The sequence below is a fragment of the Halochromatium roseum genome (assembly GCF_016653315.1).
Lineage (GTDB): Bacteria > Pseudomonadota > Gammaproteobacteria > Chromatiales > Chromatiaceae > Lamprobacter > Lamprobacter roseus.
The window spans coordinates 83,626-103,228 of record NZ_NHSH01000051.1 but is presented as its reverse complement, the minus strand read 5'-3'; the positions used below and the strand labels follow the sequence as shown (position 1 = coordinate 103,228).

Annotated in this window: 14 protein-coding genes; 11 read left to right on the top strand and 3 right to left on the bottom strand. The window is 64.3% G+C overall.

Annotated elements, in window-relative coordinates:
• Positions 1 to 12 precede the first annotated feature (12 nt).
• The 4 genes from CCR96_RS09725 to CCR96_RS09715 all read left to right on the top strand — a co-directional run bounded on the left by CCR96_RS09725 (position 13) and on the right by CCR96_RS09715 (position 3,998).
• Positions 13 to 558, top strand: coding sequence for a potassium channel family protein (locus tag CCR96_RS09725; RefSeq protein WP_201219929.1), 546 nt, complete (start codon positions 13 to 15; stop codon positions 556 to 558).
• Positions 559 to 774: 216 nt separating this feature from the next.
• Entirely contained in the window at positions 775 to 3,144 is a 2,370-nt protein-coding gene (gene recD2, locus CCR96_RS09720; RefSeq protein WP_201219928.1) for an SF1B family DNA helicase RecD2, read from the top strand.
• A 123-nt stretch (positions 3,145 to 3,267) separates the two neighbouring features.
• Entirely contained in the window at positions 3,268 to 3,687 is a 420-nt protein-coding gene (locus CCR96_RS24540) for a hypothetical protein (RefSeq protein WP_242518855.1), read from the top strand.
• On the top strand, positions 3,585 to 3,998 hold the full coding sequence (locus CCR96_RS09715; RefSeq protein WP_242518837.1) for a Fic family protein: 414 nt from the start codon (positions 3,585 to 3,587) through the stop codon (positions 3,996 to 3,998). Before CCR96_RS24540 ends, CCR96_RS09715 begins: the two co-directional genes overlap by 103 nt.
• A gap of 140 nt (positions 3,999 to 4,138) precedes the next feature.
• On the opposite strand, the gene CCR96_RS09710 is transcribed toward CCR96_RS09715, so the two are convergent.
• The gene (locus CCR96_RS09710) at positions 4,139 to 5,713 is read right to left on the bottom strand and encodes an AAA-like domain-containing protein (protein ID WP_201219927.1); all 1,575 of its coding nucleotides are present in this window, start codon (positions 5,711 to 5,713) and stop codon (positions 4,139 to 4,141) included.
• Positions 5,714 to 5,717: 4 nt separating this feature from the next.
• Positions 5,718 to 6,791 (bottom strand): undecaprenyl phosphate translocase family protein, encoded by a 1,074-nt coding sequence (locus CCR96_RS09705; RefSeq protein WP_201219926.1) that lies wholly within the window; start codon positions 6,789 to 6,791, stop codon positions 5,718 to 5,720.
• A 272-nt stretch (positions 6,792 to 7,063) separates the two neighbouring features.
• On the opposite strand from CCR96_RS09705, the gene CCR96_RS09700 reads away from it, so the two are divergent.
• The 7 genes from CCR96_RS09700 (at position 7,064) to CCR96_RS09670 (ending at position 17,197) form a co-directional block, all read left to right on the top strand.
• A complete protein-coding gene (locus CCR96_RS09700; protein ID WP_242518830.1) occupies positions 7,064 to 8,014 on the top strand; it encodes an isocitrate lyase/PEP mutase family protein in 951 nt (316 codons plus the stop codon).
• A 2-nt stretch (positions 8,015 to 8,016) separates the two neighbouring features.
• On the top strand, positions 8,017 to 9,720 hold the full coding sequence (locus CCR96_RS09695) for a Mur ligase family protein (RefSeq protein ID WP_420827258.1): 1,704 nt from the start codon (positions 8,017 to 8,019) through the stop codon (positions 9,718 to 9,720).
• 209 nt (positions 9,721 to 9,929) lie between these two features.
• Positions 9,930 to 10,943, top strand: coding sequence for a hypothetical protein (locus tag CCR96_RS09690; protein ID WP_201219925.1), 1,014 nt, complete (start codon positions 9,930 to 9,932; stop codon positions 10,941 to 10,943).
• A gap of 447 nt (positions 10,944 to 11,390) precedes the next feature.
• Positions 11,391 to 13,343, top strand: coding sequence for a DUF4914 family protein (locus CCR96_RS09685; protein WP_201219924.1), 1,953 nt, complete (start codon positions 11,391 to 11,393; stop codon positions 13,341 to 13,343).
• A 12-nt stretch (positions 13,344 to 13,355) separates the two neighbouring features.
• The gene (locus tag CCR96_RS09680) at positions 13,356 to 14,330 is read left to right on the top strand and encodes a hypothetical protein (protein ID WP_201219923.1); all 975 of its coding nucleotides are present in this window, start codon (positions 13,356 to 13,358) and stop codon (positions 14,328 to 14,330) included.
• Between the two features lie 89 nt (positions 14,331 to 14,419).
• Positions 14,420 to 15,973 (top strand): OFA family MFS transporter, encoded by a 1,554-nt coding sequence (locus CCR96_RS09675; protein ID WP_201219922.1) that lies wholly within the window; start codon positions 14,420 to 14,422, stop codon positions 15,971 to 15,973.
• Positions 15,974 to 16,003: 30 nt separating this feature from the next.
• Positions 16,004 to 17,197 (top strand): dicarboxylate/amino acid:cation symporter, encoded by a 1,194-nt coding sequence (locus CCR96_RS09670; protein ID WP_201219921.1) that lies wholly within the window; start codon positions 16,004 to 16,006, stop codon positions 17,195 to 17,197.
• Between the two features lie 52 nt (positions 17,198 to 17,249).
• On the opposite strand, the gene CCR96_RS09665 is transcribed toward CCR96_RS09670, so the two are convergent.
• On the bottom strand, positions 17,250 to 19,526 hold the full coding sequence (locus tag CCR96_RS09665) for a multiheme c-type cytochrome (protein ID WP_201219920.1): 2,277 nt from the start codon (positions 19,524 to 19,526) through the stop codon (positions 17,250 to 17,252).
• Between the last annotated feature and the right edge of the window lie 77 nt (positions 19,527 to 19,603).

Sequence of the window (19,603 nt, the reverse complement as noted above, 5' to 3'; positions counted from 1 at the left end):
TGCCGTGATGCCATGACCCTGCCCCTGCTCACCGGCGCCTTGCTGGTCGTGATCACGGTCCTGATCCAGGGCCTTGGCTCCATGGCGTTGATCCGTTTTCTGGCGCGTCATCATGTTGGGCCAGATGGCCAGCTGCTACCGCGACGTGCCCTCGCGGCCGTGATCCTGACCGCGCTCGGGCTGCTGCTCTTACATTGGCTGCAGATCCTGGTCTGGGCCTTGGCCTATCGGCTGCTGACGCCGGTGACCCCGATCGGCACCCTGGAGCAGGCCCTGTATTTCTCCGCCATCACCTTCACCACGGTCGGCTATGGCGACATCACCCTGGCGACCGAGCAATGGCGCATCCTCTCCGGTATCGAGGCCCTAAACGGGGTGCTGCTCCTCGGCTGGTCAACGGCCTTGCTCTTCGCCGTCGTGCAACGCAGCTGGGGCAGCTACGTGCGCGGAGAGCATTGGATCAAATCGCACCCAGCCGCCGCCGAGGAACCTAGGAGCCGCGCCAAGGCCGGTAAAGAACAGCCGCTCAGGATGCGCCAATTACCGAGAAGGGATTGATCAGCCTCGGCATTCCATCGACGGGCTGCCCGTGCTGGAGATCCTCAGTCCAAAGGATATCGCAGCCAGTGGAAAGATCCGTTGCGATGATGAGGCTGTCGAAGTGGCTATAGCCGCTGCGATGCGTGGCCACACACTCTTTCTAGCGCACTGTTTTTTAAAGCTTTAACCTGCACGCATCTGCGTCACCCACGGCATCCGCGGTTTATTCAGTCAATGGCAGCCAGCAGCGAACTCCGACCTGAGGCGGCAAGCCCCGCGGCACCCGAGCACCTCAGTGGCGCCATCGAACGTGTCACCTTCCACAACGCGGAGAACGGCTTCTGCGTCCTGCGCATCAAGGCGCGCGGCCAGTATGACCTGATCACGGTGGTCGGCCAGGCGGCCAGCGTCACCGCCGGCGAGTACATCGAGGCCAGCGGCCACTGGGTCACCGATCGCACCCACGGCCTGCAGTTCAAGGCCAACCGGCTGCAGGTGATCCCGCCGAGCACCCTGGATGGCATCGAGCGCTATCTCGGCTCTGGCATGGTCAAGGGCATCGGCCCGCACTTCGCCCGCACCCTGGTCAAGGCCTTTGGCGAGCGCGTCTTCGCGGTCATCGAGGACAATCCAGAACAGCTGCTGGAGCTACCCGGCATCGGTCGCAAACGCCAGCAACGGGTCACCGCGGCCTGGGCCGAGCAAAAGGTGATCCGCGCCATCATGGTGTTCCTGCAGTCACACGGGGTCGGCACCGCGCGCGCGGTGCGCATCTACAAGACCTATGGCGAGGAGGCGGTCGAGCGGGTGCGCGAGAACCCCTACCGGCTCGCGCTCGACATCCACGGCATCGGCTTCAAGACCGCCGATGCGCTGGCCCAGCGCCTGGGCATCCCGCCTGACTCGCTGATCCGCGCGCAGGCTGGCGTGCGCCACGTCTTGCAGGAGATCGCCGGCAATGGCCACTGCGCCGCCTGGCACGATGAACTCGCCGAACAGGCGACGGCGCTGCTGACGATACCGCCCGACATCATCGAGCAGGCCATCGCCAGCGAACTCGAGGCCAAGCACCTGATCGCCGAGCTGATCGACGAGCGCCCAGCACTGCTGCTAACGCCGCTGCAGCGCGCCGAGCAAGGCATCGCGCTCGGCGTGCAGCGGCTATTGCGCGGCGCACCGCCCTGGGGCCGGATCGACCCCGAGCGCGCGCTGCCCTGGGTCGAGCGGCAGATCGGGCTCCAGCTGGCCGCGTCACAGCGCGCCGGGATCGCGCGGGTGATCAACGCCAAGCTCAGCGTCATCACCGGTGGCCCCGGCGTCGGCAAGACCACGGTGGTCGATGCCATTCTGCGCATCCTACAGGCCAAGGCGGTGCGGGTGCTGCTCTGCGCCCCGACCGGACGTGCCGCCAAGCGCCTGACCGAGACCACCGGGCGCGAGGCCAAGACCATCCATCGGCTGCTCGAGTTCGATCCGCAAGCGATGGCCTTCAAGCGTGACCAATACAATCCGCTCGACACCGATCTGATCATCTGCGACGAGGTCTCGATGGTCGACACCGCGCTGATGAACCAGCTGCTGCGCGCGGTACCGACCGGCGCCGCGATGATCCTAGTCGGCGATGTCGATCAGCTGCCTTCGGTTGGCCCCGGATCGGTGCTCGCCGACCTGATCCACTCCGAGCGCGTGCCGACGGTGCGCCTGACCGAGGTCTTTCGCCAAGCGGCGGCCTCGAAGATCGTCGTCAACGCGCACCGCATCAATGTTGGGCGCATGCCGGAGACGCCGCGCGAGGATCAGCCCAAGGCTGATCCGTCTAGGGATGATCCGTGCGGGGACAATCCGTCCAACAGGGATCAGTCCAGAGGCGAACAGTCTAGGGGCGAACAGTCCAGGGCCGATCGGCCCGAGCCGGATTTCTATCTGATCCGCTGCGACTCCCCCGAGCAGATCCACGAGCGTCTACTCAAGGTGGTCACTGAGCGCATCCCACAACGCTTCGGCCTCGATCCGGTGCGCGACATCCAGGTGCTGACGCCGATGAACCGCGGCAGCCTCGGCGCCCGCGCCCTCAACAGCGATCTGCAACTTGCACTCAACCCCAGCGCACAGCCACGTCTGGAGCGCTTCGGCTGGACCTACGCCCCCGGCGACAAGGTGATCCAACTGGTCAACGACTATGACAAGGAGGTCTTCAACGGCGACATCGGCCGCATCCTCGGCATCGATACCGCCGAGGGACTGGTCACGATCGAGGTCGACGGCCGCCAGATCATTTACGAGACCGGCGAGCTCGATCAGGTCGCCCTCGCCTACGCGACCAGCGTGCACAAGGCGCAGGGCTACGAATATCCAGCGGTGGTGATCCCGCTTGCCACCCAGCACTACAACCTGCTGCAGCGCAACCTGCTCTACACCGCCGTCACTCGCGGCAAGCGGCTGGTGGTGCTCATTGCTCAGCCCAAGGCGCTGGCCATTGCGGTGCGCCAACCGGGCAGCCAACGCCTGACCCGGCTGCGCCAGCGGTTGCAGGATCTCTTCAGCAACGCCCAGCAAGACATGCCAGAAGACTACGCCCTGACGCCGACCTTTCTAGACCACTAAGTAGACCACTAAGTCAAACCTAGATGTTCCCAGAAGGCCAGTTGGTTGACGACACCCGAGGAGACGAGGGCAGGCTCCTGATTGGCTTCTGCTCCAGCCTTCGGTCTTCAGGAGAGTGAAAAAATGCGCAACAGCATAGCCAGTGACAAACACTGGAACATGAAACCCAACCTGGGCCGCGCCATGATGCTCGCCCAACGACAACTGCCGGAATTTGTCTGTGATGCCGTCAATCTCGAAGGCATTCCCTTCACCCTGCCAGAAATCCAGACCCTGCTGGACGGGATCACCGTAGGTGGACACAAGCTCAGCGATCAACAGGTTGCCATCAATCAAGCGGAAGCCTGGCGCCATCTGTTCAAGGCCATCAAACAAGCAGGCTTCAGCCTGAGCGGGAATTCGCCCAATCACTCCATGCCATCGCCGGCAAGGAAGAAGCCTTGGCTTGGGGGGCGTTCAGAACCGGCATGGTCAGCATCGCCGGCACTGACTACAGGCCGCCCGATGCCAGTAAGTTGCCCATGCGCTACACCGACATGCTAAACCGGTTGGGGCAGATGGATGACATCTACGATCAGGCCATTTTCATCTTTCTCGACATGGCCCGGCAGCAGTATTTCTACGAGGTCAACAGACGCATGGGTCGATTCCTGATGAATGGCCTGCTGCTCAGCCACGGCTACCCCGCGATCAACCTACCGACAAAGCGCCAACTGGAATTCAATCAGTTGATGCTGGCCTATTACGACTCCGGCGACGGGCAGCCTATGAACGGCTTCATGCGCTCTTGCCTGGATGAAAGGCTGATTCAAATCATGCGAGAACACCACACAGACAATGGCGCACCAGGCTGAACCGGTCAGGCCGCACTGGTGACGCATGCCGAGAATCCGCATTGAGAGCAGTTTGAGAGAAATCCGAGACTGCCATCGGCAAGAAAAAAGAGCGGCTCTCGCCAGCCAAGCATCGAAGGCCGCCAGATCGCGACCCAGCCTCAAGCCCGCACCACGACCAGGCTCCGCCCCTGCGGACTGCGCGCCTCGGTATAGGTGGTGCGCGCCTCGATCGGCGGCTGATCGGCACGCCGGTCGAAGATCACCAGCCAGCCGGTGTCCAGGCCCAGCCCGTCCAGATAGCCATCGAGCTGTGCCAGGCCTTCGTCCAGCGGATCGGGACGCCCGTCGCGCCAGACCTTGAGTTCCATGCCCAGGGTGACCGCGCCATAGCGCAGGCACAGATCCATGCGCCCGGAGCCGATGGCATACTCGCGCTCCAGCGTGCCGCCGCCGTTGATCACACGATGCAGAAAGGCCATCAGCACCAGGTGTGGGGCAATCTCGTGATAGGGCGCGCTGCCAAGCATGGCTTGGCCGTGCTGACGCCAGAAGGCGAGAAAGGCGGTGAGCAGGCGATCGGGGTTGAGGCTGCCGTCCGGATTGAGCCAGCTCGGGGTGATCTGGGGCAGGGAGGCTTGCGGGGTGAAGGCGAGCATCCGCGGCAACACTTCGCGATAGATGGGATTAGCGATCGTCAACCCCTGGCCGTTGTTCATCCGGCAGAGTCCTAGGTCGAGCAGGTATTGCAGATCATCGATCGGCACCTCGCCCAATGCGGTGCCGGCCAGCATCGGCTCGATCACCCGCCGCACCCGTGGCTCGCGCAGCTTGTCGGCCAGTTGATCAAGATGGGTGACCCGATTGAGGATCAGGGTTTCCTTGGCTTGATCGATCATGGCGCGATCAATCGCACGACTGCGGTCGCGACCCGCGCGCCTCTCGAAACAGGTCTCGTAGGCCAGGGCATTGACCAGCCAGGGCTGGCCCTGGGTGAGGGTCCAGACCTGCTCGATGGCCTCAGGGGTGAAGACCTGGCCGGTCTCCTCGGTATGCTGGTGTAGCAGCGCGCGCACATCGGCGGCGTCGAAATCGCCTAGGCGCAGTGATTTGGCCTTGATATTGAAGGCGCTGCCGCCGGTGATGACTTCGCGCTCGGAGCTGGCATGGATGCGATAGTCACGCAGATCGCGCACCCCGCACAGCACCACTGTCTGCGGGAAGCGCTCGGGGCGCTGGGGGTAGCCGGCGCGCAGTTGGCGCAGCAGCGAGATCAGGGTGTCGCCGATCAGGGCGTCGACTTTGTCGAGCAGAAGCACCAAGGGGCGCGGGGAGGCGGCGCACCAGCGTTCGAGGAACTGCCCCAGCGCGACCGTGGCGGCACGATCGCGCAAGACGGATGTCGCCAGCGACTCGACGCCGGTGTCACCGAGTTGTCTGGTCGCTGCCGCGGCAATGGTCTGCACGATCCCAGTCATCGCGAGCGCGACATCCTCGCGCGCCGCTTGCGCGATCTCAAGATTGGCATAGACCGCTTGATAGCGGCCGTCGTGATTCAGCTGCTCGGCCAACGCCAACAGGCAACTGGTCTTGCCGGTCTGACGCGGGGCGTGGAGCAGGAAATATTTCTCCCGTCCGATCAGCGTCAGAATCTCCTCCAGATCCCAACGCTGCAAGGGCGACACGCTGTAATGGATGTCGGGCCGCACCGGCCCCTCGGTATTGAAAAAGCGCATGGCCTCACTCCGATGATCTTGGTTCAGGTCGCTTGCGATCATCTCCCCCGAGCCGCGCAATACCCAGGGTCACCAAGAACCCGGCGAGGATGAGCCCCAAGCTGCCGCCAAGCTGGCTTGGGCTGGGCCTGAAGCTGCGCTGAGACCAGTCCTTAGCGTTCTTCGGCGCCGCCAGCTCGGCGATATTCTGCTCGGTGACGAGCTGACCCTCGAAGACATCACCAAGCTGCGGGGGGACGCCTTCTCGGAATGGATAGAGCCCGGCGGGGGCGGCCAGCAGCAGCCCTAGCAGGACGCCAATGGTCGCCTTCTCATAACGATGCAGCAGGAAGCGCAGCAGGTTAGCGACCACCACCACGCCGAGGACGACACCGATCCCCACCGGCACGATGACGCCGAGCTGGGCCAGCACCCCGGCCAGGTCGAGCTGAGTCGCGGCCGACACTGCGTCCTTGATGGCATGGATGATCGGCTCGTACTGGCCGAGCAGGAGCAGCAGGTAGGCCCCGCTCACCCCCGGCAGGATCATGGCCGAGGCCCCGGCCATGCCGGCGATGCCCAGCATCAGCCAGTTGCTCTGGGCGCCACCGGCGTCGGCCGCCGTACCTTGGAGCAGGGCCAGCGCAAGCATGGCCAGGGCACCGGCGGCGACGCCGGCATAGGCAGCGCGATTGAAGGGCCGGGTCATGCGCAGCAGCAGCGGTGCGCCACCTAGGGTCAGACCGATGAAGAGACTGAACATGGCCCAGCGAAAGTCCACTAGGGCTTGCGCGATCAGGCCGCTCAGGGCACCGATCGCCACCAGTGCAGCCAGGGCCACCACGGCGAGCAACGCCAGATTAGCGATGCTCAGCCGCAGCCGTGTGAGATCGCTCACGGCATCGATGAAGCGCCGATAGATGCCGACCGCCACCAGCATGGTGCCGCCGGAGATCCCCGGCACCAGGTTGGCCAGCCCCATCATGGCGCCACCGATAGCGGCCCGAAAGGCCAGGGCTGGGGTCAACGCTGGGGTCAACTCGGAGGTCAGCGACGCGGTCTGTTCGTCATTCGGTACGGCTTCAGGACTGGGCGACATGGTTTTCCTCAGCAGGCGATGGCATGCCGCTTCCTCTTTCGAGCACTCTTGGCAGCAGCCGTAAAGGGTCAGTGCGATCGATCTGGTGCACCGGGATGATGGTTGTGGCATCCCTCCCGGTCGATGACTCGCTGTCGGATCAGGCTAATCCAAGCATCACTCCGCGGCAAACAGAACATCGGGACCTCGGAACCGGCTGCCGATCAGGGTTTCGGACCTCGTAAAGCCTGCTTGTGCCCCGCTTGTCAGCGCTGCAAAATCCGAGGCGAGCGTTGGCCACTGACGCTGGCGTCGCCGAAACCCTGAACCGAGCCGAACAGGAGCACCAGACGATGGCCACCGACACCCTGACCACCGCCCCCAACCAGCTGCGCGCGCTGCTCGAGCAAGGCGGCCTGATCTCGATGCCCTGCTGTGGCGATGCGCTGAGCGCGAGGCTGATTGAGCAGGCGGGGTTTTCTCTCACCTTTATGTCCGGCTTTGCCGCTGCCGCGCATCGGCTCGGCGCGCCGGATACCGGGCTGATGTCCTATGCCGAAGTCTTGGACCAGGGCCGCAACATCCTCGAAGCGGTTCGCATCCCGGTGATCGGCGACGGCGATACCGGCTACGGCAATCCGTTGAACCTGCAACGCACGCTGCGCGGCTTCGCCCAGGCTGGCTTTGCCGCGATCATGCTCGAGGATCAGGTCGCGCCAAAGCGCTGCGGACACACCCGCGGCAAGGCGGTGGTCGAGCGCGAGGAGGCCTGTGATCGCATCCGCGCCGCGGTCGAGGCGCGCGATCAGGGCGCCGACATCCTGATCCTGGCGCGCACCGATGCCCGCGCCCTGCTTGGTCTGAACGAGGCGATCGAGCGCGCCAATCGGTTCCGCGAATTGGGCGCCGACATGCTCTTCGTCGAGGCCCCAGAAACGCGCGAGGAACTGGCCACCATCTGCCGCGAGGCGCCCGGCATCCATCTCGCGAACATGCTCGAGGGCGGCCTCACGCCAATCCTGCCGCCGGCCGAACTGGAGGCGCTCGGCATCCGCATCGCCGCCTATCCACTGACCCTGCTCGCGACCGCGATGCAGGCGATGACCGAGGCGCTGGCTGAACTCAAGGCCGGACGGCATCCGCAACGGCTGATGGGCTTCCCCGAGCTGCGGCGTCGGCTCGGCTTCGAGGACTATGATGCGACCGCGGCTCGCTATGGCCGCTATCGCAACAGCGAGGCCTAGGCTTGAACCATTCCCCACTGCTCGAGATCCTGAGCGCCTGCCGCTTCAGCGAGACACCCGACCTCGAGGCGCTAGACCTCAACGGCCTGAGCGACATCCAATGGCGCGCCGACCGCTGCACGCCGAGTTCGATCCTCTGCTTTCAGCGCTTTGATGACGGCAAGAGCGACTCCGAGATCATCGAACGCTATCTGGCGCACAGCCGATTCGGCGCGCTGGTGATCAATCGCCCGCTGGGCGCTGATCATCGAAGCCCTGGCCAGAAAACCCGCCCAAGCAAGCCCAAGTCATCTCAAGCGGAGCCTTGTCAAGCGGAGCCTTCTCAACCCGAGCCATGCCAACTCGTGCCGTCGCAATCCGAGTCATGCCAATCCGAGGCACATCAACTCAAGGCAGATCACCCCGAGTCACGCCAATCCGAGTCTGACCCCATTGAGCTGTTAGCGGGCCGACCCGTCTTGGTCACCGCCCCGGGCGCCTGGGGCGAGACACTGGCGCGGCTCTGCGATCATTTCTTTGCGACCGGACCCGAGCACTGGCAGATCGCCGGCGTCACCGGCACCAATGGCAAGACCACCACGGTGAAATACCTGGAGGCGATCCTGCTCGCCGCTGGACGCCGGGTGCTCAGCCTCGGCACCTTGGGGCTCTCGCTGAACGGCCAGCCGCTGGCCGAGACCGGCTTCACCTCGCCACCCTATATCGAGCTGCGTCGCATCCTGAATCAGCATCGCGCCGAGGCGGACACCCTGGTGATGGAGGTCTCCAGCCACGCGCTGCATCAAGGCCGCGTGCACGGGCTGCGCTTCGCCGCCGCGGCCTGGACCAATTTCAGCCAAGATCATCTCGACTACCACGGCGACGAGGCGAGCTACTTTGCCGCCAAGGCGTTGATCCTCGATCAACTCGCCGACCGGGTGCCCTTGCTCACCAGCAGCGCCGAGGTCGAGCAGCGGCTGCGCCTCGAGCGCGGTTGCGAGGTGCCGGTCCTGCGCATTGAGACACCCGCATTACCGCGGGGAACCGGCCTCTCCGAGCCAGCCAGTTCCCGGTGTCCGAGCGCGCCGATCAGCGCCGAGGCCCTGCAAGCACGGCCATTTCTCGCGCTGAGCTACAACCGCGCCAACTACGCCCTAGCCTGCGCGCTCGCGACCCGACTGCTCGGCCGCGAGCCCGAGCAGCCTTGGCGCGCCCTGCAGCCGGTCGCTGGGCGCTTCGACTGCGTCGTCCATCAGCAACGCACCATCGTCATCGATTTCGCCCACACCCCGGATGCGCTCGAGAACATCCTCGCCGCGATCCGCGAGGCCTTCCCGCAGGCGCGGGTCCTGACTCTCTTCGGCTGCGGCGGCGACCGCGACCGCGGCAAGCGGCCGTTGATGGGCGCGGCGGTCTGTCGCGGCTCGGATCAGGTGATTCTGACCTCTGATAATCCGCGCTTCGAAGACCCCCAAGCCATCGCCGAGGACACCCTGGCCGGGATGCGCGACTGCCCCGAGCCACCGACCCTGATCCTGGATCGGGCCGCGGCGATCGCCGCATTGTTCGACCGGCTGGCCGCGCGACCCGACGACGAGCCCTGGGTCGCTCTGATCGCCGGCAAGGGCCATGAGCCTTACATCGACCAGCAAGGGATGAAGCGCCCCTATAGCGACCGGAAGCAGGTGCAGCTCAATCTGCGCCGACTCGGATGGGAGATGACATGAGACGGATAGACCAGCCGGGCAGACAACAGCGGAGTAACGTCATCGACATCGACAGGGATCGCCCCGCGCTTAGCGCTTGGCGGATAGTCTATGAAGCCCGCAGAGCCTTTACGCTTAGCACCGCTGCACGCGAAACGCCTGCAATCGGCACGCTGCTGAAAGGCAGATTTAGACCACTGCACTGTCTGGCTGCCATCCTGGTCCTTGCAGTGCTGTTCGGCTGCGCAGGCGACGGCTCGAGAGGCTCCTCGACGACCATCAGCGACTGCCTCGAGCCGACCCGTGCCAACTCAGCCGACATCCGTCGTAACCTCAGCCGTATCCAAGGCGCAGGGCTCTGTTATCGGCAGCAACAGGTGTACGAAGGCCGCTTCCGCTGGACCTTCCACATCCTTGAGCATCAACAGCATCCGCAAGGACCATTCTGGATCTTGCCGCATGACAACGAAGACACCGCCTTCGATGTCGCGGTACAGGCGGTGATCGACTATGGCGGCGGTCTGCTGGCAGTCGACAGCGGTGGACAGCGCAACTTCCTAGGTCAGGACCCCAATCGTAATTTCAGTCGCTCTCAGGCGGAGTCCAGGCGCTGCCCTGGCCAACGCGCGCCAGCCCCCGGCTACAGCCAGGCAATACTGGATCATTACCAAGACCGCCACGGACCCGTCCTGGCCCTGCACAACAATCACAACGGCTGGAGTGGCAATGGCGGTGCCGGCAGCATCTCGATGGCCCGCGAGAGCGTGTCGCTCAGGGCTTATCCGGGAGCCCGGCTGAACAGCAATCCAGGCGTCCAGGCGAGCCGCAGCAACATCAGCGGCAGAAATGCCAGTCGCATCAGCAGCACCGGCACTTCTGGCAGCACCGGCAGCAGTAACAGCAGCAGCGGCAGCACAAAAGGCAACAGCAGATTAGGCGATGAGGACAACCTGATCTTCGTCGTGGGCACAGCACCACTCAGCGCCGACCCCGCGCTCAAACGTCGGGTTGCTGCGCTCAATGCCGCTGGCCTGAATGTCATGCACAAGCAGTTGAACAGCACCAATTTCGACTGCTCTCTGTCCGACTATGTCGCCCGCCATCGGCTCGGTGAGTATTACAACATCGAGGCCGAGCACGGCGACCGCCAGACCCAGCAGCAGATGGTCGAGCGCCTGCTCGCCGTGCTCGGCATCGAGCGATTGAGCGCACAGCGCCGCAGCTCACCTTTCTTGCAGCACTAGCCGCATCGCTAAGCCATTCGCCCTGTCTGCCAGATTGGGCGGGTACAGGTGCGCCCAGCGTTCCGGCTGCCGATCAGATGGAATGAGCATAAACCGCTCGGCGCGCAGGATATCGCTTTAAGAGAATCCACATCAGACTCGGCGCAGACTCTGAATCGGCTCAAACCCGGATCGGCTAGGCCCAAGTCCGGCGCAGACGCAACGCAGGGCCAAGGCGAATCGGCACTGCGCGCAAGAAACACTTCGAAAAATACGAAGTCTTTGAAGGTTTTCTCGAAGACATCGGCGGCCTGATGGGCTGATCGGCACCGATCAGTCTCGCTATGATCGACTCACCTCCATCTTGAAGTCACCGCCGCGATCAGGATCGCAGCCCCATACGTGGCGCAATCAGAACCGCGCTGCTGAGGCAAATCCCTTCGCGCCGGCTCCATACCGGGTCCAATCATGTCCCCACTTGATCATTCCTCCACATCACCCCGCCCATCGACAGGTGGCAGTCAGCCATCGCGCAAGCTGCTCGATCTTCCGCTGCCACCGGAGACGCGCGCACTGCTCGCGGCGGCGCCAAGTGTCACCGTGGCTGGTTCCCACGAGGAGCTAATCGCCCTCGCGGTGCGCGATGCGCGCGAGGGAAACCATGAGGTCGACTACGATGTGCCTGGGGTCGGCCGGGTCGTCGAAGCCAATGTCTGCCGCACCCGCAATGGCATCTCAGCCAACTACATCGATCCTTATATGCGTCGGCGCGACCCCGATTGCATGGTCATCGGCGACGACCGGCCGACGGACAAGACCACCTATGTCGAGCGTTTCGGGACCTCCTTCGACCCCGTGCGCGAAGAGACCTTCGCATGGCTGAAGACGCAGCCGCTCGCCATCTTCGCCTTCTATGCCGGACTGCCGAGCCCGGCCACCCAGGCGCTGGTGATCGCGCCCGACAACGCCGGCTTCTTTGCTCTCGGGCTGGCGCTGCTGCAAGGCATCGTCCCGGTCGAGGAGCTGCCCGATGACTTTCAGCCGAAGGCGATCATCTATGTCGCGCCGCCGTTTCGGCATACCCATTTCGAGGGTCGTCAGGTCGTGGTGCATAACCGCCGCGAGGGCCTCCACGAGGTCTTCAGCTACAACCTCTACCCCGGCCCCAGCGCCAAGAAGGGCGTCTATGGGGTGCTGCTCAACATCGGCGAGGAGGAGCGCTGGGTGACCATGCACTGCGCCACGGTGCAGGTGGTGACGCCCTATGAGAACAAGGTAGTGATCTCGCACGAGGGCGCCAGCGGCGGCGGCAAGAGCGAGATGCTCGAATACGCGCATCGCCGGCCCGATGGCACCCTTTTGATCGGCCGCAACCTCGAGACCGGCGAGAAGCGCAAATTCACCCTACCCAAGGGCTGCGATCTGCGCCCGGTGACCGATGACATGGCGCTCTGCCATCCGTCGCTGGAGAAGGGCAACGGCAAGCTGACCCTGATCGATGCCGAAGAGGCCTGGTTCGTGCGCTGTAACCACATCGACCGCTACGGCACCGATCCGCACATCGAGGCGCTCACCGTGCACCCGCCGGAGCCGCTGCTGTTCCTCAACATCGAGGGCCGCCCCGGCGCCACCACCCTGATCTGGGAACACATCGAGGACGCCCCAGGCGAACCCTGCCCGAACCCGCGCGTGGTCATCCCGCGCAAGATCATCCCGGATGTGGTGAACGGCGCTGTCGATGTCGACGTGCGCAGCATGGGCGTGCGCACACCGCCGTGCAGCGCCGCGCGGCCCACCTACGGCATCGTCGGCCTGTTCCATCTGCTGCCACCCGCGTTGGCCTGGCTATGGCGCCTGGTCGCGCCGCGTGGTCACGCCAACCCCAGCATCGTCGAGACCGCGGGCATGACCTCCGAGGGCGTTGGCTCCTACTGGCCGTTCGCGACCGGACGCATGGTCGATCACGCCAACCTGCTGCTGAATCAGATCATCGAGACGCCTGAGGTGCGTTATGTGCTGATCCCGAACCAGCACATCGGCATCTGGGAGGTCGGCTTCATGCCGCAGTGGATTGCCCGCGAGTATTTCGCGCGGCGCGGTGGCGCCCGCTTTGCCGCTAACCGCATGCGGCCGTCGCGCTGTTCGCTGCTCGGCTACACCCCTGGCAGCATCATGATGGAGGGCAGCACGATCGGGAACTGGTTCTTCGAGGTCGAGCATCAGCCCGAGGTCGGCCCGGCGGCCTACGACCAAGGCGCCGCCATCCTCACCGACTTCTTCCACCGCGAACTCAAGGCCTTCCTCGGTCCCGATCTGCTGCCGACCGGACAGCGGATCATCGAGTGCTGCCTGCAGGGTGGCAGCCCGGATGACTACCAGCGCTTGCTCGACCTGCCGTTCCTCGAGCCGGACGAGCGCTGAGGGGTCGTTCATTTGGAACAGTTTGATTTCCGTCGACATCATCATCAGCCCCGCGCCTTCGATAGCGCCCCCGAGTCGCTGCGGCGCCGGGTGCTCGGGGTCGATTACCTGCATCTGCGTGGCAAGCAGTCGGGTGACCTCTTTGTCACCCGCCATGGCTGGCCGGTGTTGGAGTCGATCGTGCCCTCGCAGTGGTTCGTCGGTGATCGGCTGCGCAAAGTCGGTCGCCAGCTCGCCGGGGCGACCGGCGCCGTGTATCGGGTGCCGGTCGCGCATCCGGCGCGCGCCGGCTTCGCCCTGGTGGTCAAGTTCAGCCGCTTCGCACAAGAAGCGCTGATCTCGATTCCGCCAAGCGAGCCGCTCGACTGGGCCGAGCGCGATCGCATCGCGGTGAGTGAATTCCTGTCACCGTTCGAGGAATTCGCCAATCTGGAACGCCTGCGCGCCCGTGCTGGCCCGCGCATCCCGACCAAGGCACCGCTGGCGATCTACTCGCCGGCCACCCGCTATCTCGACTGGCAGCTCGGCCGTATCGACCACCGCCGCTGGTGGTACGACCGCGTGTTGGCCGAGGATCAGGCTGCTCAGCCCGAGGGCGCCAGGGTGGCCTACGACTGGGAGCGGCTGTACGTGCTGATCTATCGCTGGATCGATGGGGTCGATGCCGAGACCGCCTCGCAACAGGGCTATCTGACGCAGACCGAGCTGCACGCGCTCTGCCAAGAGGCACGGCAGGGCTTGCGCGCGCTTGGCTGGGATGTGCTGGATCACAAGGCCCGGCATGTGATTGTGCGCCCCGCGTCCGAGTGCGCGTCGGAGTGCGCGTCCAGGTCCGAGTCAGCGCCGGGCGGACTGCTGAGCCGTCACGGGCGCACACTCTGGGCCTTGGTCGACTACGAACTCTTGGTGCCCTACCCCGCTCCTGCCGGCGAGGGACCTCAAGCACAGCAGGACGCGAGCACCCCAGTCGATGCACGGACTCACTGACGCTAGCCAAGCGCATCACTGACGCTAGCCAAGCGCGATCCTCACGCCAATCCGAACCGCCCCATGTTCCCTCTCCAAGGAATCGCAGCATGACCAATCACCATGACGACAAGCGCTGGGTCGTGGTCGCCGGCGCCCTGATCATTCAGGTCAGCCTCGGCGCCGTCTACATCTGGAGCGTCTTCCAAACCCCGCTGCTGGCGCAATTTCCGAGCTGGTCGGAGACCCAGATCACGCTGCCCGCTCAGCTGGTCATCGCGGTGTTCGCGTTCGCCGTGATCCTCGGCGGACGCATCCAGGATCGGCTCGGGCCACGGCTGGTCGGCACCCTCGGCGGCCTGATCCTCGGGCTCGGGCTGATGCTCGCCAGCCTCACCGACCAGTTTTCGGATGGCGTCGCCCTCGCCTGGTTGGTCGGCACCTATGCCGTGCTCGGCGGCATCGGTATCGGCATGGCCTATGTCTGCCCAGTGGCGACCTGCGTCAAGTGGTATCCGGACAAGCGTGGGCTCATCACCGGCCTGGCGGTCGCCGGGTTCGGCGCCGGCGCCTTCTTTTTCGCACCCTTGGCACGGGCGCTGATCAGCGGCAGCGACTACGAGTTGTTCGGTATCGCGCTCTTCCCGTTACCACAGGCCGGCGTCTTCGACACCTTCATGGTGCTCGGGATCATCTTCCTCACCGCCGTGGTGCTCGGCGCCCAGCTGTTGCGTAATCCGCCCGAGGGCTATCGTCCAGCGGGCTGGACGCCGCCCGCCGCGGCTAGCGGCACTGGCAGCAGCTTTGGCACTCGCACTGGCACCGGCTTTGGCACTGGCGCCAGCACCAGCACGAGCAGCGGCACCAGCGCTAACAGCGGACACACCGGATTGCCGCCAAACCAGGTCGATTTCACACCCGGTCAAATGCTGCTTACCTCGACCTTCTGGCTCTTGTGGCTGACCTATCTGGCCGGCAGCACGGCCGGACTGATGGTGATCATGAAGGCTGCGCCGATCTGGGAGGCGTTCAGCCTATCCGCGATCACCGAACGACCTGTCCCCTATGAACAGTTCGCTACCATCGCCTCGGCGGCGGCCATGGCCGTGGCGGTGCTGGCGCTGTTCAATGCCGCCGGGCGTATCCTCTGGGGTCGGGTTTCGGACAGCCTCGGCCGCAAGTCGACCTTGATCCTGATGTTCGTGCTCTGCGGTCTGGTGCTCTTTGGCCTCGACTGGATGCGGCCCTATCCGCTGTACCTGCTCGGCGTGTCGCTGATCGCGCTCTGCTTCGGTGGCTTCCTGGCGCTCTATCCGGCGATCACCGCGGACTACTTTGGCACCCGCCACATCGGCGTCAACTACGGCCTGCTGTTCACCGCCTACGGCATCGGTGGCCTGCTCGGCCCGTTCCTGGCCGCCGTTCTGCTGAAGACCACCGAGGGCATCGACTATCTGGCGCTGGATGCCAGCGGAACCCTCGCCACACGCCTGTTTCAGCTCGGCGAATACGACACCGCCTTCCTGGCTGCGGGTATCCTATGCCTCGCAGCGGCGGCGCTGACCCTAGCGTTGCGCGCCCCAGTAGCACAAGACAACCGCAGATCCATGACCACCCATGCCAGAGCAACCTTCAAGCCCCAGTTGGACGCATCAAGGCCCTAACGCGTCGCCGCGCGTCACGCTCGAACCTTGTTGAGCTGGCGCTCGCTCTACTCGACCCCCACCGGCCTGGCACTCGGCGTCCTGCTCGCCCTGCTCTGGCCAGCGGGCGCGATCTGGGTCGGCTGGCTTGGCGAGATCTTCCTGTCGCTGCTGAAGGTGCTGATCCTGCCGCTGATCCTGATCTCGATCTATGCGGCGCTGGCGCGTAGCGTCGATCTGGCCCGGATTGGCGGTCGCACGCTCGGCTTCTATCTGCTGACCTCGGCCTTCGCCGCGATGAGCGGTAGCCTGCTCGGGCTGTTGTTCTCGCGTGGGGTTACGCCGGGACTGCTGAATCTGGAACCAATCGCCAATGGCGGCGAGGTCTTTGGTGCCGGCTTCAGCCTGGAGCAGCTGATCACCAACTTGGTGCCTTCGAATCTGTTCGCCTCGCTGGCCGCGGGCAACATCCTGCACATTGTGGTGCTGGCGATCCTTGCCGCGCTCGCCGCGCGCGGGTTGCAGCCGGAGCCGCGCGCCTTGCTCGCCGATGGTGCAGATGCCTTGAATGCACTACTGATGCGGATGCTTTCGGCCCTGCTGGCGCTGGCGCCGATCGGCATCGCGGCGCTGGTCTATGCGAGCCTGGCCGGCATGGACTGGGCCGGGGTCTTGGCGCTGCGGCCGTTCGTCTGGGCGGTGGCGCTGGCTGCCGTGCTGCATGCGCTGCTGTTCTTGCCGACGCTGCTCTGGTTGGGCAGCGGCCGGCATCCCTGGCGCTTCTTTATTCAAGTCCGGGCTGCGCTAGCAACCGCGCTCGCCACGGCCTCAAGCGCAGCGACCTATCCGGTCTCGAAACAGACCTTGGAGCAGAACGCCGGCGTCAGCCCAGGCACTACGAGCTTCACCCTGCCGCTGGGCGCAACCCTGAACATGGACGGCTCGGCGCTCTATCAGTCGATCCTGCTGATCTTCATGGCCCAGCTCGCCGGCGCCGAGGTCTCGCTCTGGCAGGCGCTGATGATTGTCTTGTTGACCATGGCCTCGAGTGCTGGCACCGCCGGCATCCCCGGCGGCGGTATCGCGATGATGGCCTTTATGCTCGAACTGCTCGGGCTGCCGCAGACCTATCTCGCGCTTTACCTGGTGGTCGATCGCTTCTTCGATTACCCGATCACCGCGCTGAATGTCTGGGGCGATCTTGTCGTCGCCGCGCTCGTGGATCAACCTAAAGAGAGCATTTGAACCACAGATCGCATGCAAGTCGTAAGCCGTCGAGGATCACTCGGCGAGACGACTAGGGCTCGATCTCGATCTCGGCAATGATCTCGTTCGAGGTCAGCTCGGCGATGCGCTCCGGCGTGTAACCCAGTGCCGCATAGTCGAGGATGCCATCGGGCTGGTGACAGGCCTTGCAGTCATGGCCCTTGCGCTGGATGCCATGATTGACCATCAGCGTGCCCATCTGCCGCATCCAGTGCGGCTCGACCTGTGGCGCAAGCGTCTTATCGGCGGTCAGCGGGTAGATGGTCTTCCAGCCACCCTCAACGCCAAAGTAGGCCATGAACTCGTCCATCATGTAGAGCTTGAACGGCTCTTGGTACATGCGCAGCACGATCGGGTCTTGAATCGCCTTCGCCACCGCCGCGCGCGCATCGCCGGTCTCATAGTAAACCGCGTAGTCGAACGGCAGGATCATCGCACCGAACGGACCCTGGTTGTTCATGTCCTCGAACATCATCGCGTTGAAGGGCTTGAATGGATAGATCCGACTCTCGCCCTCCTGCATCGCCTTGCCGAGATTGTCAGCCACCATCTGACGACGCTTCTCGAGCATCTCGGGACTGAGCTGCGAAAGCGGATTCGTGGCCATCTCGACATACTCGTCGACATTGATATCCGGGTACTGCTGCTTGAGTTCCTCAGCCGCGGCGCGCACCGCAGCAATCACATCCGGGTTATCGATACGGGCGATCTGCTCCATCAGCGGATTGTAGCTACCGTCACCTTCTGGGTTGCTTCCCAGGGCGTTGGCCAAGAAGGTGCCATTACCGTTGAACCAGAGGTACATCAGGCCTTCGCCAGGCTGACCGGAGCGATACACGTCGGTCGGCGTCCAGATGCCCTCTTCGGCGTCCCAGGTCGGATGCACCCAATCGCGCAGGACGACATTATTGTCCTCAAGCTGCGGGATGTGACAGGTCTCGCAAGCCAGCCGAGCGACATGGCCATTCAGTAACGCCCGGTGGTCAGAGACATTGTGCGGCGCCTGCGAATGGCAGCTCTCGCAACTGACCTCTTTGTGCGGCAGATCGCTGGCGACCAGGTCGACGCCCTTGCGACCGCGCGGGATCTTATGGCCTTCGGGCACATGGCAGTCGGTGCATTTGATTCCAGCGGCTGCGTGCGCATCGGACTCCGGGCTGAATGGATTGCCACGCTTGGCGCCGGTGTGAAGCAGACGCTGGTGCTTGTCGCCCAAGTGCTTGGCAGCAACATTATGGATGTAGGCATCGCCGCCCATGTTGTGCTGGTGGCAGTTGAGGCAGTTCTGATTCGTGGCCCGGCCAACCGTCATCGCCGCGCGCATGCTGCGGTCCTGATTCCAGCGCAGACCCTTTTTATCCTGAATCACGTAGCGCTGATTCATGTCGTACTCGGCGGCATGGCAGATCAGGCAATCGATGCCCTCTTTCGCCACGCCCGGCACATCGCCGACCGGCATCATCTTCTCGGTGGCCGGATGATAGTTGCCACCGATGTGGCACTGGCCGCAACCCTCACTCCGCAGCACCACGCCGTCGGCAACGCCCTCACCCACGCCATGCCCCTCGGCGCCTGGATCATTGAGCGCGAGCGTGATGCCCTCGGCAGTGGGTGGATCGGCCGAGACCGGCGACTGCTCAGCCTCACCCTCGAGGCCATGCTCGGGCCGACTCGCGACCAACGCCGCCCAACCGGTCCAGGAGAAGCTGCCCGGGATACCGCAGGCGCGGTTGATCTTGCCAACCGGGATCTTGCGTGCGCCCTCGGCATTCACCTGTCGCCCATCGTAGCCATAGGTCGAGAAGGCGCCGCCTTCCGCGCTCTGGAACTTGAAGTGCACCGTGTTAACGATGTTGTCCAAGGTATCGACCGTTTCCACGCTGCCGTCTTCATGGGTAATGTCGATCGTCGCGTGACACTCAAGGCAAGTCTCTGGACCTTTGTACTCGAGGATGCCGGCCTCGCGGAAGTACTCGATGTGCGCGTAGCCACTCTCGCGAATGAACGAGGGGGTGCGCATCAGGATCTCCATCTTGACCTCGCGGGCAAATGCGTCCCGCTCTTCGGTCACAGTCGCCTCGGCACGCTCGCGACGGGCCGACTCGGTCAACTCAAGCGCCAGTTGATTGAACTCAGCCTCGCTCAGCTTGCGCGTGTCGTAAGTCAGCGGTGCGTTCTTGACGCCCGTATAGGCATCAAAGAAGAGTGGATAAGCCACCTTGTAGAGCACCGCCGGCACCAGTATCACGGCCAGCACGATAGCCAGGCGGCGGCGCGTCTTGGTTGCAAAAAGGGAGCGGATGTTCATGGCGTTGAGTCTCGAAGAACGCGTTGCGAATAACTAGGGCCTTTGACCCTGCCCGAGCGACGATGTTACGAAGCTGG

Excerpts from the sequence above, each read along its gene's own strand:
- CCR96_RS09665 (WP_201219920.1), bottom strand. The coding sequence starts at position 19,526 with ATGAACATCCGCTCCCTTTTTGCAACCAAGACGCGCCGCCGCCTGGCT.
- CCR96_RS09685 (WP_201219924.1), top strand. The coding sequence starts at position 11,391 with ATGTCCCCACTTGATCATTCCTCCACATCACCCCGCCCATCGACAGGT.
- recD2 (WP_201219928.1), top strand. The coding sequence starts at position 775 with ATGGCAGCCAGCAGCGAACTCCGACCTGAGGCGGCAAGCCCCGCGGCA.
- CCR96_RS09710 (WP_201219927.1), bottom strand. The coding sequence starts at position 5,713 with ATGCGCTTTTTCAATACCGAGGGGCCGGTGCGGCCCGACATCCATTAC.
- CCR96_RS09675 (WP_201219922.1), top strand. The coding sequence starts at position 14,420 with ATGACCAATCACCATGACGACAAGCGCTGGGTCGTGGTCGCCGGCGCC.
- CCR96_RS09705 (WP_201219926.1), bottom strand. The coding sequence starts at position 6,791 with ATGTCGCCCAGTCCTGAAGCCGTACCGAATGACGAACAGACCGCGTCG.
- CCR96_RS24540 (WP_242518855.1), top strand. The coding sequence starts at position 3,268 with ATGCGCAACAGCATAGCCAGTGACAAACACTGGAACATGAAACCCAAC.
- CCR96_RS09725 (WP_201219929.1), top strand. The coding sequence starts at position 13 with ATGACCCTGCCCCTGCTCACCGGCGCCTTGCTGGTCGTGATCACGGTC.